Here is a 15,014-nt window from a genome sequence, read left to right on the forward strand (position 1 = left end):
ATAAGACTATGGGATACGACAAGTATGTAAGTCCGCTTTCAGAGCGGTATGCCAGCAAGGAGATGCAGTATATTTTTTCTCCGGACATGAAATTTAAGACATGGAGAAAACTCTGGATCGCACTTGCAGAGACAGAAAAAGAGCTGGGGCTCAATATTACAGATGAACAGATCGCAGAACTGAAAGAGCATGCAGAGGATATCAATTACGATGTCGCAAAAGCACGTGAAAAAGTAGTGCGCCATGATGTGATGTCTCATGTATATGCATATGGACAGCAGTGCCCAAAAGCAAAAGGAATCATTCATCTGGGAGCAACTTCCTGTTATGTAGGTGATAATACCGATATCATTATCATGGCAGAGGCTCTGAAACTTGTTAAGAAAAAGCTGGTTAATGTTCTGGATGAACTTTCAAAGTTCGCAGATCGGTATAAAGATCTTCCGACACTTGCATTTACTCATTTCCAGCCAGCACAGCCGACAACGGTTGGAAAGAGAGCAACTCTGTGGATGCAGGAATTTTCTATGGATCTTGCAGATCTTGATTATGTGCTTGGAAGCCTGAAACTTCTTGGATCAAAAGGAACAACCGGTACACAGGCAAGCTTCCTGGAACTGTTTGAGGGAGATCAGGAGACCATTGATAAGATCGATCCAATGATTGCTAAGAAGATGGGATTTGAAGCATGCTATCCGGTATCCGGACAGACCTATTCCCGTAAAGTGGATACAAGAGTTGTGAATGTTCTTGCCGGAATTGCAGCAAGTGCACACAAATTCTCCAATGACATCCGTCTTCTCCAGCATCTGAAAGAAGTGGAAGAGCCGTTTGAAAAGACACAGATCGGATCTTCTGCAATGGCATATAAGAGAAATCCAATGAGAAGCGAACGAATCGCATCTCTGTCCCGTTACGTGATGATTGATGCACTGAACCCGGCGATTACTTCTGCTACACAGTGGTTTGAACGTACTCTGGATGACTCTGCGAACAAGCGTCTGAGTGTACCGGAAGGTTTTCTTGCGATTGACGGTATTCTGGATCTGTGCCTGAATGTCGTTGACGGACTGGTTGTATATCCGAAAGTAATTGAAAAACGTCTGATGTCTGAACTTCCGTTCATGGCAACAGAGAATATTATGATGGATGCAGTAAAAGCTGGTGGAGACCGTCAGGAACTGCATGAAAGAATCCGTGAACTTTCGATGGAAGCAGGAAAGAATGTTAAAGAAAAAGGTCTGGACAACAACCTTCTTGAACTGATCGCGTCAGATGATGCATTTAATCTGAGTCTGGAAGATCTTCAGAAAACAATGGATCCATCCAAATATGTAGGACGTTCCAAAGAACAGGTCGAAGCATTCCTTAAGAATGTGATCCGGCCGATCCTGGATGAAAATAAAGAGCTGCTTGGTGTAAAAGCAGAGATCAATGTATAGAATAACTGAATAAACAGAATGGAAGAGCAGGAAGCAGATTTCCGGGTAAGACGGAAGATTGTTTCCTGCTTTTTATTTATGTTTCATGGTCTGAAAATAACTTCTTTGAAATATCAATATAGTAAAGAATTAATGCGTTCATCTGAAAGAATCTATAAATCCCAAGGAAATGCATAGATATTAAATCGTCATTAATTAGACAATTTGACGAAAAATATGAAAACTGAGTTTTTGACAAACACAGAAAAGCGCGAAAAAACGCACTTATTTAGAGTGAATTTATTATGTTATCGCAATAACATGGTGATAATACACAAAAAATAAATAAGTTAACTGAAAATATTGCATAAAAACTATAAATAGGTTATTATAGATTCAACAGATAAAAACTATAAGGGATGTCTATTAAAAAGGAGGGTTACCGTATGAGTATGAACGATTTAGTATTAAAGGTAAATGATGTCCTAACAGGATCGGTGCTGATTATAGCACTTGTAGGTATTGGCTTGCTGTTCACATTTAAGCTTGGATTTATCCAGATCCGTGGTTTTAAAGATGGATGGAACAGAACTTTTGGCGGACTTTTTAGTAAGAAAGGGGATGCCGGAAAAGACGGAATGTCTTCTTTCCAGGCACTTGCAACAGCGATCGCCGCTCAGGTTGGTACCGGTAATATCGCCGGAGCTGCAACTGCAATTGCAGTCGGTGGTCCGGGAGCAATCTTCTGGATGTGGATCAGCGCATTCCTCGGAATGTCAACGATCTTCGCAGAAGCGGTTATGGCTCAGAAGTTCAAGCAGGTCAGTGATGACGGAACCGTAACTGGTGGTCCGGTATATTACATACGAGGAGCATTTAAAGGAACGTTCGGAAAAGTTCTGGCAGCTATCTTTGCAGTGCTGATCATCTTTGCACTTGGATTCATGGGCAATGCAGTTCAGTCTAACTCAATCGCAGCATCATGGAACACTGCATTCGGAATTCCGAAGATTGCAATGGGTATTTTTGTAGCAGTTGTTTCTTTGTTTGTATTCACAGGTGGTATGAAGCGAATCGCAAAAGTTACTGAACTGATCGTGCCGATTATGGCAGCATTTTATATAGTAGGTTCTTTGATCGTAATTTTTGCAAACGTTACAGCAATCCCGGCAGCATTCCATGACATTATTGTCGGTGCATTTAAACCGGCAGCAGTAGCAGGTGGTGCAATGGGCGCAACCTTGAAGCTTGCAGTACAGAAAGGTGTGGCAAGAGGTCTCTTCTCCAATGAAGCTGGTATGGGTTCTACACCACACGCACATGCAGTAGCAAAAGTAAAACATCCGGTTGAACAGGGCTTTGTAGCTATGATCGGTGTGTTCATTGATACATTCGTAATTCTTAACCTGACAGCACTTGTTATTATCACAACCGGTTCAAGAACGACTGGTCTTACGGGTGCACAGCTGAGCCAGTATGCATTCTCTACATTATATGGTAAGTTCGGTGAGATCTTTATCGCGATCTGTATGTTATTCTTCGCATTCTCAACGATCATCGGATGGTATTTCTTCGGTGAAGCAAACATCCGTTACCTGTTTGGAGCAAAAGCTGTTAAAATTTACTCAATCATTGTATGTATCTGCGTAGCACTTGGATCACTTCAGGAAGTAGAACTTGTATGGAATATGGCAGACTGCTTTAACAGTATGATGGTTATCCCGAATGCGATTGCACTGGTAGCACTCAGTGGCCTTGTTAAGAAGACGCATGACGATTACTATAATAATTTCCTGCCAAATCAGAAAAAAGGAAAATAGATAATTTGTATAATAGCCGAAAAACAGTTATAGAAAAAAACAATAAGAAATATACAAAAAAATCTATAAAAAGACTAGCATTTTGTATAAATGTGTGTTATAGTAATCATGTCAGCAAGAAAGATGCTGCAAAATGAATAAAAAGATGCAGTCAATTAGATAGTAGGTTGATATTTCCTGCGAGAGAATCATTTATAAAGATATTTGATAAATGATCGCCGAAGATGCAAACCGTAGAGCAGTAAAGCTCGTTGAATGGTGAAACTTTCAGGCAAAAGGATCGGGAAAGGTACTACACTCTGAATCCGGAATTACCGAATTTACAAGGAGACAGAAAGGACGTTTAAAACAGAGAAGTTGTTTTGGCGTCCTTTTTTGATACCAGATATATGTTAAAAAATTATCTGGAGTATTTCAGACACAGGGAGTCAAAAAAGACCGCATAAACGGACAGGGGACGAAAGGAAGAAGCGGCTATGAATACTGGATTTATGATTATCACAAATAATCCACTGGTAAAAGAAAAACTTGGGGAAGATTATCATGTGGAATACGAAGAACTTTCTTATGAGGACACACTTAAAAAAGTTCAGAAGATGATCTTCCAGGGATACCGACTTTTGACACATCCGCTGTCCGGAAGCGTAAAACCGAATGAGACTCCATATAAGTCGGTTATGCTCTCAGAAACGCCGGAAGGTCTGGATGCACAGGCGATGCAGATCATTGCAAGTGCCATTCAGGCGTGCGGTAAATTTCAGTTTAAGTCTGATCTTTATAAACCTCAGGTTTATGCAGACTTTCAGCTTGTAGATTACACATTGATCTCAAGTGCTCTGCCGTCAGCGGAAAGCTGGCGCTAAAAAAAGGCTGTAGAAGTACATGCGGTTTAGTGTACTTTTGAGCATACAACAAACACATTCAAAAAAGGAGGGAATTTACAGTGAAATTAGAAATGGGTCACATTTTTATTAACGACATTCAGTTCGCGTCTGAGTCTAAAATCGAAGACGGCGTTCTCTATGTTGATGAAGAAGCTGTAAAGGCAATCGTTCTTGAGGACGAAAAAATCAAAGGCGTTAAGTTTGATATTGCAAAACCAGGTGAAAGCGTTCGTATCACTCCGGTTAAAGACGTTATTGAACCACGTGTTAAAGTTGAAGGAAGAGGGGGAATCTTCCCGGGCGTTATCGCAAAAGTTGACACTGTAGGAAGTGGTAAAACATATGCATTAAAGGGAATGGCTGTTGTAACAGCTGGTAAGATCGTTGGTTTCCAGGAAGGTATCATTGATATGTCAGGCCCGGGTGCAGAATACACTCCATTTTCAAAGCTGAACAACTTAGTTGTTGTCTGCGAACCGGTTGAAGGAATCAAACAGCATGAATATGAAAAAGCTGTTCGTCTTGCTGGATTCAGAGTAGCAGTTTACCTTGGAGAACTTGCTCGTGAACTTACACCAGATGAAACAAAAGTATATGAAACATACGGAATCATGGAAGGAAAAGAAAAATTCCCGAATCTTCCGAGAGTTGCATATGTACAGATGCTTCAGAGCCAGGGACTTCTTCATGACACATATGTATACGGCGTTGATGCAAAGAGAACACTCTCTACAATCATGAACCCGACAGAAGTTATGGACGGAGCTATCGTATCTGGTAACTGCGTATCCGCTTGTGATAAGAACCCGACATACGTTCATGAGAACAACCCGGTTATCCATGACCTGTTCGAAGAACACGGAAAAACGCTGAACTTTGTTTGCCAGATCCTTACAAACGAAAACGTATACCTTGCAGACAAGATGCGTTCTTCAGACTGGACAGCTAAGATGTGCCGTCTGTTAGACCTTGATGCAGTTATCGTATCACAGGAAGGATTCGGTAACCCGGATACTGACCTTATCATGAACTGCAAGAAGATCGAAGCTGAAGGCGTTAAGACTGTAATCATTACAGATGAATATGCCGGACGTGATGGAAAATCTCAGTCACTTGCAGATGCTGATCCGGCTGCAGATGCAGTTGTAACTGGTGGAAATGCTAACCAGGTAATCGTACTTCCTAAGATGGATAAAGTAATCGGAACAGAAGAATTCGTTACAATCATCGCTGGTGGTAATGAACATTCTCATCGTGAAGATGGAACAATCGAAGTTGAAATTCAGGCCATTACCGGTGCTACAAATGAAACCGGATTTGGATATCTGAGTGCACGTTAGGAATGGAGGACGAAAAGATAATGAGTAAAATTAAAGTTGTACATTATATCAATCAGTTCTTCGCTCAGATCGGTGGAGAAGAAAAAGCTGATTATCCTGCTGAACTTCGTGTAGGCGAAGTTGTCGGACCAGGTATGGCTCTGATGCAGCAGTTTAAAGATGAAGCAGAGATCGTAGCTACAATCGTATGTGGTGACTCTTACTTCAATGAAAACCTTGACAAAGCAAAAGCTGATATTCTTGAGATGGTTAAGAGCCAGAATCCTGATATCTTCATCGCAGGACCTGCTTTCAACGCCGGACGTTACGGTGTTGCATGTGGAACAATCTGTGATGCAGTACAGGAAGAACTCGGAATCCCGGCAGTAACTGGTATGTACATTGAAAACCCAGGTGCTGATATGTTCAAGAACAAAGTTTATACAGTATCTACAAAGAACAGCGCAGCTGGTATGAGAGATGCAGTTAAGAAACTTGCTCCGCTTGCTCTTAAGATCGCTAAGGGCGAAAAGATCGGTGCTTCTTGCCAGGAAGGTTATATGCCGAACGGAGTTCGTGTAAACTTCTTCGAAAAAGAACGTGGATCTAAGAGAGCTGTTAAGATGCTCCTTAAGAAACTGGCAGACAAGCCGTTTGAGACAGAGTATCCAATGCCGTCATTCGACCGTGTTGATCCACAGCCAGCTATCAAAGATCTTAGCAAGGCTACAATCGCACTTTGTACTTCAGGTGGAATTGTTCCGAAAGGAAATCCGGACCACATCGAAAGTTCAAATGCCTCACATTACGGAGAATATGACATCACAGGTGTTATGGATCTTACAGAAGATACATACGAAACAGCTCATGGCGGATATGACCCGGTATATGCAAACGAAGATGCAGACCGTGTACTTCCTGTAGACGTTATGCGTGAATTCGAAAAAGAAGGCGTTATCGGAAAACTTCATAACAAATTCTATACAACAGTTGGTAACGGTACAGCCGTAGCTTCTGCAAAAGCTTTTGCTGAGGAATATGCTCAGAAACTTATAGCAGACGGTGTTGACGCAGTTATCATGACCTCTACTTGAGGTACCTGTACACGTTGCGGTGCAACAATGGTAAAAGCAATTGAAGCAGCTGGACTCCCGGTAGTTCATATGTGTACAGTAACTCCGATTTCCATGACAGTTGGTGCGAACAGAATCGTTCCTACGATTGCTATTCCTCATCCACTTGGAAATCCGGCTCTTGAAAAAGATGAAGAGTATGCTCTTCGTAAGGGTCTTGTTGAAAAAGCTCTGAAAGCTCTTACAACAGAAGTAGACGGACAGACAATCTTTGACAACTAAATCATAGTTAGAAGGTCATGTAATTTTATTAAAAAAGGAGAGAACGTTATGAGCAAAGTTTATGACGTGATCGTCCTGGGTGCGGGACCTGCAGGCTTAGCTGCAGGTCTGTACGCAGGAAGAAGCCGTCTTTCAACACTGGTTATTGAGAAAGGTAAAGATGGCGGACAGATCGCAATCACAGATGACATCGAAAATTATCCTGGACAGATCGTAGAAGGGGAAAGCGGTCCTTCACTTATCGCAAGAATGACACAGCAGTGTGAAAAATTCGGCGTTGAGAGAGCATCAGATGTAATTAACGAAGTACACCTGGACGGCGATATCAAAGTACTGAAGAGTGCGAAGGCTGAATATCAGTCAAAGACGGTTATCATCGCAACCGGAGCTTTTGCAAGACCGATCGGATGCAAAGGCGAAAAAGAATTCATGGGTAAGGGCGTTTCTTACTGCGCTACCTGTGATGCAAACTTCTTTGAAGATTTTGAAGTATACGTAGTAGGTGGAGGAGACTCTGCTGTAGAAGAAGCTATGTACCTTACAAAATTTGCAAGAAAAGTTACCATTATTCACAGACGTGATGAGCTTCGTGCAGCAAAATCCATCCAGGAAAAAGCTTTCAAGAACGAAAAACTTCACTTTATGTGGGATACGGTTGTAGAAGAAGTTGGCGGTGACGGAATCCTTTCTGAGATGACTGTTAAGAATGTTAAAACAGGTGAACTCACTAAGATCGTAGCTGATGAAGATGACGGAATGTTTGGTGTATTCGGATTTATCGGAACACTTCCAAACTCAAAGATCTATGAAGGAACAGGTCTTGAGATGGATGAAAGAGGATATATTCCGACAGATGCAGATATGCACACTAATATCCCAGGCGTATTCGCAGCAGGCGATATCCGCGTTAAGAGCTTAAGACAGGTTGTTACAGCTGCAGCTGATGGAGCAATCGCAGCTACACAGGCAGAAAAGTATATTAACGAGTTAAAATAATAAACACTTTTTAATAGAGTGAGGAGGACATTTGACATGTTAGAAGTAGATAAGAAAACATTTGAAGACGAAGTCTTAAAAGCAGAAGGTTATGTATTCGTAGATTTCTTTGGTGATGGATGCGTTCCATGCCAGGCTCTGATGCCGTTCGTACATGAAATGGCAGACAAATACGGAGATAAGATCAAATTCACATCTCTGAATACAACAAAAGCTCGTCGTCTTGCTATCGGACAGAAGATCCTTGGTCTTCCGGTTATGGCTATTTACAAAGATGGCGAAAAAGTAGAAGAAGTAGTAAAAGATGATGCTACACAGGAAAGCATCGAAGCAATGATTAAGAAATATATCTAATCATTAAACCAATTTAATTCGGTGAGCCGCGCACAGGCGGCAAAGAGCTGTCTGTGTGCTCACAATATATAATCGCGTAAAGCGTGTAAAACTATTAACAAAACAAAATTTTAAAAGAAAGGAAGGAGGAAAAGACATCATGGCAATTTTAAAAGATAAAAAAGTTGTTATTATCGGTGACCGTGACGGTGTACCGGGACCAGCAATCGCAGAATGCGTAAAGACAGCTGGCGGAGATGTAGTTTTTTCTTCAACAGAATGTTTCGTCTGAACTAGCGCAGGCGCAATGGATCTGGAGAATCAGAAAAGGGTAAAAGAATTTGCTGAGGAGTACGGCCCGGAAAACGTAGTCGTAATCGTAGGCGCAGCTGAAGGAGAAGCAGCAGGACTTGCTGCAGAAACCGTTACAGCAGGAGACCCGACATTCGCAGGTCCGTTGACAGGGGTCCAGCTTGGACTCACGACATATCACGTATGTGAACCAGAGTTAAAAGAAGAATTTGACCCGGCTGTTTACGATGAACAGGTAGGCATGATGGAAATGGTCCTTGATGTTGATGATATCGTAGACGAAATGTCAGCAATCCGCGACGAATATTGCAAATACCTCTAAGATAAAGAGGGGGTATACCTTCAAAGCGGAATATCTGAGATAGAGGTACAGGCGGCAGGATTCTTCCTGTCGCCTGTTTTATTGCCAGGCATATCGGGAACATGCTGGTATTGCATTAGTGAATTGCCTAGCATCTCGGAAGCGTGCCAGTGATGCGCTTCTGATAAAAGCTTGTTTAGCGCATTCTGCCCAAAATCTTTTAAATCAGGACAGGTAGATTATACGCGCATATCACGGAGAAATGAATGATGGTGACATTCGTAAAAAGAGAATGTCAGGAAAGGTGGAAACCAGCGATGAACAGTGTAATTAAAGGAGCAGGATATGTACTCGTACATACCCCGGAAATGGTAGTTTACAACGGAACAACACAGACAACAGAAAGAGTTGTTAATCCGGAATCAGAATATTTAAAAGAACTTAGAGATCATCTTCGGTCATATGATACATGTGTAAATTATTGGCCGAATCAGGTATATATCGGAAATGCAACACCGGACGACCTTGCCCAGGTTGAATTTCCTTACTACGATAAAGTAAAAGAAGGTGCAGAGCGTTACGGAAAATACGGTGAAATCATGCCGGAAGACGAATTCCTTCTTTTAGCTCAGGCATGCGACATGTTCGAAGTTGTTATGCTTGAAAAAGGATTTGTAGCAGCTACAAAAGAAAAATTTGCAGCAGATCCGATCATCACAGATGATATCGTAGAAAAAGTAATCGAGGGATTTGAAATCTCAGAAATCGAACACTTTGTAAATGAAGAGCATGCTGAAGGTCTGTATCATGAAAACAAACTGGTAGGCTGTGTAAAGAGAGCGCATGACATTGATGCAAACCTTTCAGCTCATGTTATGCATGAAAACATTATGAGTAAGGCATCCAGCGTGCTCGCCCTCCTCTATGGTGTAAGAAACGCAGGAATCGAAAAGACAGACGTTGAGTATGTCATCGACTGTGCAGAAGAAGCTTGTGGTGATATGAACCAGCGTGGTGGTGGTAACTTTGCGAAAGCAGCAGCTGAAGTTGCAGGACTTTTGAACGCAACAGGTTCTGACTCCCGTGGATTCTGTGCCGGACCATCTCACGCACTGATCGAAGCAGCAGCTCTCGTAAAATCAGGCGCATACAAATGTGTAGCTGTAACAGCTGGTGGTTGTACAGCAAAACTTGGTATGAACGGTAAAGACCATGTAAAGAAAGGTCTTCCGATCCTGGAAGACTGCCTTGGCGGATTCTGTGTAATCATCGCAGAAAACGATGGTGTAAACCCGGAAATCAACCTGGATATCCTTGGACGCCATACAGTAGGAACAGGAAGTGCTCCGCAGAACGTAATCGGAAGCCTTGTAGCTGATCCACTGGAAAGAGCAGGACTTAAGATCACAGATATCGATAAATTCTCTCCGGAAATGCAGAACCCGGATATCACAAAACCGGCAGGAGCCGGAGATGTACCGCTTGCTAACTACAAGATGATCGCAGCTCTCGCAGTTAAGAGAGGCGAACTTGACAGAAAAGAACTTGCAAGCTTCGCAGGAGAACACGGACTGACAGGATGGGCTCCGACTCAGGGACATATTCCTTCAGGTGTACCGTACATCGGATTTGCAAGAGAAGATATCCTTGCTGGAAAGATCAATAAAGTCATGATCATCGGAAAAGGAAGTCTGTTCCTTGGACGTATGACCAACCTCTTCGATGGTGTATCTTTCGTAATCCAGGCAAATACCGGTGCAGAAGATAACAGTGGTGTATCAGAAGAAGAAGTAAAAGGACTGATTGCAAAAGCAATGAAAGATTTTGCAGCATCACTCATGGCAACAGAAGAATAAGAAAGGTGGACAAACAAAATGGCAAATAGTATTGAAAGAATGATTGCCGACACCTTTATGGAGATGGCGCAGGGACTGGAGACAGGAAGCTTCGGAAAGCGCCCGAAAGTTGCACTGACCGGAATGGGAAGCGAACATGGAGAAGAAAACTCTATGGCAGCGGCAATTGAAGCGGCAAAAGACGGAATTGATGTACATTATATCGGAACATTAGAAGCAGAAGGCGTTACAACTGTTAAAGTGGCTAACGATGAAGAAGGTCATGATAAGATGGAAGAAATGCTGAAGAATGGAGAAGTAGATGCAGCAGTAACCATGCACTTCCCATTCCCGATCGGTGTATCTACAGTAGGACGCTGTGTAACACCGGCAACTGCAAAAGAAATGTTCATCGCTAATACAACAGGAACATCCAGCACAGACCGTATTGAAGGAATGATCAAAAATGCGATCTACGGAATCATCGCTGCAAAAGCTTGTGGCAAGAAGAATCCGACCGTTGGTATCCTGAATGTAGACGGTGCACGTCAGACAGAGAAAGCTCTGAAGAAACTGCAGGAGAACGGGTATCCGATCGAATTTGCAGAATCAGGAAGAGCAGATGGCGGATGCGTTATGAGAGGAAATGACGTCCTTCAGGCATCCCCGGACATCATGGTAACAGATTCCCTTACCGGAAATATCATGGTGAAGATGCTTTCTTCTTTCACAACAGGTGGAAGCTTTGAAGCAACAGGATTCGGATACGGACCTGGAATCGGAGAAGGATATGAACAGCTTGTTATGATCGTATCCAGAGCATCCGGAGCACCGGTTATCGCAAATGCGATCCGTTACGCAGCACAGCTGGTAAGAGGAAAAGTATTTGAAGTAGCGAAAGAAGAATTTGCAGCTGTTAAGAAAGCTGGATTAAAAGAAATCCTTGATGAGCACAAAGCTTCTCAGAAACCGGCAGCGGCTGAAGAAGAAGTTAAAGAGCCACCGAAGGAAATCGTAACAGCACAGATCCCTGGAATTGAAGTTATGGATCTGGAAGACGCAGTTAAAGTACTGTGGAAACTCGGCATTTACGCAGAAAGCGGAATGGGATGCACAGGACCAATCATCCGTGTATCAGACGCAAACCTCGCAAAAGCTGAGGAAGAACTGAAAAAGAGCGGATATATTAACTAATAAAATCTGCCTTTTTATAAACACTCTCACTCTAATTCAGGAAGATGGGCTTTCCGGTCATAAGACCGGAAAGCCTTTTTCCTTGCGAAAAACTGTTTTTGCAGAAAGATTATACATTATTTGTCACAGATACTGTGAACAGTAATGATTGTACTGTTTTGTGTACGAAAAAATTTTTGGTTGATTTTTAGAATAGGAAATAGTATCATGACAATTATAAATCCGAAAAAGTGAGAGGGAGAAAGTCATGGATACGCAATTATTACTGAAAACGGCGATGCTTGCCGGTGAAATAATGCTGCGAAGCGGAGCGGAAACGTATCGTGTGGAAGATACCATGCATCATATACTGAAGACGGCGGATCACATCGAGATGGCAGAAGTTCTGGTGATCATGACCGGAATTTCCGCGACGATCAAACTGGAGAACGAAAAGGCAGTTACTGTTACAAAGAGAGTCGAAGAACGGGATACCAATCTAAAGCTCGTCGTAGATGTTAATGAGATTTCCAGGCAGTATTGTGGAGATGATCTGACACTAGAGCAGGCATATGAGAAGCTTTCGATGTTAAAACAGTTCGAGTTCAGCCGCAAGACAACCAACCTGGCAATGATGGGGGTTGGTGTGGGATTTACAATTTTTTTTGGTGGATCCATTGCAGATACCGGGGCAGCCATCGTTGTAGGACTTTTTCTTGTTGCCTTTGTATCAGCGGGACAGGATCTGAAATTTCACCCATTTATTCAGGATATTTTCGCAGGATTTGGTGTTGCATTTGCCTGCTGCCTTCTAAAAGAAGGTCTGGGTGATCAGATGAATATGGATACTGTTATGATAGGAAGTTTCATGCCTCTTGTACCGGGAATGGCAATCACCAATGCTGTCAGGGATACCTTGCGGGGGGATTATCTTTCCGGTGGTGCAAGAGTGATGGAAGCTTTCTTAAAAGCACTTGGGATTGCAATTGGAATTGGTATTGGGCTGGCGCTTTGCGCAAAGATTTTTTAGCAGGAAGGAGAGCAAAAAATGAACAGTACTGTTTTTGAAATGATCATCCGGGTATTTGGAGCGTTTTTGTCTATTTACAGTTTTGCGGTTCTCCTTCAGGTTCCGCGCCGCTTTGTTCTTCAGGCTGGTATTGTAGGAGCAATTGGTGGATTTGTTTATCTGCTTGCAATACATTTTGGCAGAGGAGATTTGATGGCATCTTTATATTCAGCAGTTGCAGCTGCAGTTGTTTCGCATATTTTTGCGAGAGTTTATAAGACACCGGTTACGTTGTTTCTGATTGCTGGGGTTCTTCCGACTGTTCCCGGAAACGGGATGTACCAGACGGTTCATTATCTGATCGACGGGAACGAGGCGATGTCCGAATTTTATCTGATCCAGACATTAGAGATCGCAGGCGTGATCTCTCTTGCAATTTTTGTCGTGGATACCTTTTTCCAGGCTTTTCAGAAGAGTGAGTGGAAGCAGAATTCCATGAAGTATGTCCGAAAGATCGTTCCTGGAGCTGAGGAACCGCAAAATACAGAAAAACGGGGAAAATAGTGGCTTCGGAATGCTTGAAGTAAAAAAGGGAATGTGTTAGTATAATAAAGATGAACATATATTTGAATGTCATAGAGAACTGTGAATAGTTTATTTTCACAGTGAAAATAAAACAGAAGTTAAAGAGAGGAACACTAAAATGAAAAAAGTCAGAACAAGATTTGCACCGAGTCCGACAGGTAGAATGCATGTCGGTAATTTGCGTACTGCATTATATGCATACCTGATCGCAAAACATGAAGGCGGAGATTTTATGCTCCGTATTGAAGATACAGATCAGGAAAGATATGTAGAAGGTGCATTGGATATTATTTACAGAACACTGGAGAAGACAGGCCTTGTTCATGATGAAGGACCAGATAAAGATGGCGGTGTCGGACCATACGTTCAGAGTGAAAGACAGGCTTCAGGAATTTACATGAAGTATGCTAAGCAGTTAATTGAACAGGGAGATGCATACTACTGTTTCTGTGATAAAGAACGTCTGGAATCTTTGAAAACTTCTGTATCAGAGGATGGAACACAGATTGTGAATTATGACAAGCATTGTCTGCATCTGAGTAAAGAAGAGATAGAAGCAAACCTTGCAGCCGGAAAGCCATATGTTGTCCGCATCAATATGCCGACAGAGGGAACCACAACTTTCCATGATGAAATTTATGGAGATATTACCGTTCCGAATGCGGAACTGGATGATATGATCCTGATCAAATCAGATGGATATCCGACCTATAATTTTGCGAACGTTATTGATGATCATTTGATGAATATTACACACGTTGTCCGAGGAAATGAATATCTTTCTTCAGCACCGAAGTACAACCGTCTTTACGAAGCATTTGGATGGGAAGTACCGGTCTATGTACATTGCCCGCTGATTACAGATGAGAACCACAAAAAGCTCAGCAAGAGATGTGGACATTCTTCTTACGAAGATCTTCTGGATCAGGGATTTGTAAGTGAAGCAATTGTAAATTATGTGGCACTTCTTGGATGGTGTCCGCAGGATAACAGAGAGATCTTCTCACTGCCGGAACTTGTTGAAGCATTTGACTATCATCATATGAGCAAATCACCGGCTGTATTTGATATCAATAAGCTGAAGTGGATGAACGGAGAATATCTGAAGGCTATGGATTTTGATAAATTCTATGAACTTGCAGAGCCGTATATCAAGAAAGTGATCACAAAGGATTATGATCTGAAAAAGATTGCGTCTCTGATCAAGAGCCGTATCGAAATCCTTCCGGATATCAAAGACCAGATTGATTTCTTTGAAGCTGTTCCGGAATATGATACTGCAATGTATTGCCATAAGAAGATGAAGACTAACGAAGAGACTTCTCTGGAAGTATTAAAAGAAATTCTTCCAAGACTGGAAGCATGGGATGATTACAGTAATGACGCATTATTCGGGCTGCTGAAGGGATTTGCAGAAGAAAAAGGTTATAAGAACGGATATGTGATGTGGCCGGTAAGAACTGCAGTTTCAGGAAAGCAGAATACTCCGGGTGGAGCGACTGAGATCATGGAAGTTCTTGGTAAGGCAGAATCTGTAGAAAGAATCAAGAATGCAATAGAATTATTAAGCAGGTAATATACAGATATAAAAGTATGCATGGGGGACGGATTTCTTTTTTCGCGTAATGCGGAAGAGGAATCCGTTCTGTTGTATTACATATGAGAAGGGGA

Annotated in this window: 13 protein-coding genes and 1 riboswitch; all 13 genes read left to right on the forward strand. The window is 42.2% G+C overall.

What is annotated here, in order from left to right:
• Positions 1 to 8 precede the first annotated feature (8 nt).
• The 13 genes from purB to gltX all read left to right on the forward strand — a co-directional run bounded on the left by purB (position 9) and on the right by gltX (position 14,919).
• Positions 9 to 1,442 (forward strand): adenylosuccinate lyase, encoded by a 1,434-nt coding sequence (gene purB / locus PGQ33_RS15095; protein WP_022220911.1) that lies wholly within the window; start codon positions 9 to 11, stop codon positions 1,440 to 1,442.
• Positions 1,443 to 1,867: 425 nt separating this feature from the next.
• Positions 1,868 to 3,241, forward strand: a complete 1,374-nt coding sequence (locus PGQ33_RS15100) for an alanine/glycine:cation symporter family protein (RefSeq protein WP_173689763.1) — start codon at positions 1,868 to 1,870, stop codon at positions 3,239 to 3,241.
• Between the two features lie 168 nt (positions 3,242 to 3,409).
• A riboswitch (glycine riboswitch) is annotated at positions 3,410 to 3,534 on the forward strand.
• A 183-nt stretch (positions 3,535 to 3,717) separates the two neighbouring features.
• The gene (locus tag PGQ33_RS15105) at positions 3,718 to 4,104 is read left to right on the forward strand and encodes a GrdX family protein (protein WP_022220909.1); all 387 of its coding nucleotides are present in this window, start codon (positions 3,718 to 3,720) and stop codon (positions 4,102 to 4,104) included.
• Positions 4,105 to 4,184: 80 nt separating this feature from the next.
• Complete coding sequence (locus PGQ33_RS15110; RefSeq protein WP_207660052.1) at positions 4,185 to 5,465, forward strand: glycine/sarcosine/betaine reductase component B subunit; 1,281 nt, start codon at positions 4,185 to 4,187, stop codon at positions 5,463 to 5,465.
• A 20-nt stretch (positions 5,466 to 5,485) separates the two neighbouring features.
• A complete protein-coding gene (gene grdB / locus PGQ33_RS15115) occupies positions 5,486 to 6,799 on the forward strand; it encodes a glycine reductase complex selenoprotein B (RefSeq protein WP_270206001.1) in 1,314 nt (437 codons plus the stop codon).
• A 48-nt stretch (positions 6,800 to 6,847) separates the two neighbouring features.
• Positions 6,848 to 7,795: a thioredoxin-disulfide reductase gene (trxB, locus tag PGQ33_RS15120; protein ID WP_008375312.1), complete on the forward strand. Its 948-nt coding sequence runs from the start codon at positions 6,848 to 6,850 to the stop codon at positions 7,793 to 7,795.
• 36 nt (positions 7,796 to 7,831) lie between these two features.
• Positions 7,832 to 8,149, forward strand: a complete 318-nt coding sequence (trxA, locus tag PGQ33_RS15125) for a thioredoxin TrxA (protein WP_008375313.1) — start codon at positions 7,832 to 7,834, stop codon at positions 8,147 to 8,149.
• A 139-nt stretch (positions 8,150 to 8,288) separates the two neighbouring features.
• A complete protein-coding gene (grdA, locus tag PGQ33_RS15130) occupies positions 8,289 to 8,762 on the forward strand; it encodes a glycine/sarcosine/betaine reductase complex selenoprotein A (protein ID WP_117558227.1) in 474 nt (157 codons plus the stop codon).
• Between the two features lie 296 nt (positions 8,763 to 9,058).
• Positions 9,059 to 10,597 (forward strand): glycine/sarcosine/betaine reductase complex component C subunit beta, encoded by a 1,539-nt coding sequence (grdC, locus tag PGQ33_RS15135; protein WP_055247420.1) that lies wholly within the window; start codon positions 9,059 to 9,061, stop codon positions 10,595 to 10,597.
• Positions 10,598 to 10,615: 18 nt separating this feature from the next.
• The gene (gene grdD / locus PGQ33_RS15140) at positions 10,616 to 11,770 is read left to right on the forward strand and encodes a glycine/sarcosine/betaine reductase complex component C subunit alpha (protein ID WP_270206002.1); all 1,155 of its coding nucleotides are present in this window, start codon (positions 10,616 to 10,618) and stop codon (positions 11,768 to 11,770) included.
• A gap of 247 nt (positions 11,771 to 12,017) precedes the next feature.
• On the forward strand, positions 12,018 to 12,779 hold the full coding sequence (locus PGQ33_RS15145) for a threonine/serine exporter family protein (protein WP_270206003.1): 762 nt from the start codon (positions 12,018 to 12,020) through the stop codon (positions 12,777 to 12,779).
• An 18-nt stretch (positions 12,780 to 12,797) separates the two neighbouring features.
• Positions 12,798 to 13,322, forward strand: coding sequence for a threonine/serine exporter family protein (locus PGQ33_RS15150; RefSeq protein WP_243034355.1), 525 nt, complete (start codon positions 12,798 to 12,800; stop codon positions 13,320 to 13,322).
• 139 nt (positions 13,323 to 13,461) lie between these two features.
• A complete protein-coding gene (gene gltX, locus PGQ33_RS15155; RefSeq protein WP_055157834.1) occupies positions 13,462 to 14,919 on the forward strand; it encodes a glutamate--tRNA ligase in 1,458 nt (485 codons plus the stop codon).
• The last annotated feature ends 95 nt before the right edge of the window (positions 14,920 to 15,014 follow it).

The sequence above is a fragment of the Coprococcus sp. AM100_B19A genome (assembly GCF_027662015.1).
In the GTDB taxonomy this organism is placed as follows: domain Bacteria; phylum Bacillota; class Clostridia; order Lachnospirales; family Lachnospiraceae; genus Allocoprococcus; species Allocoprococcus comes.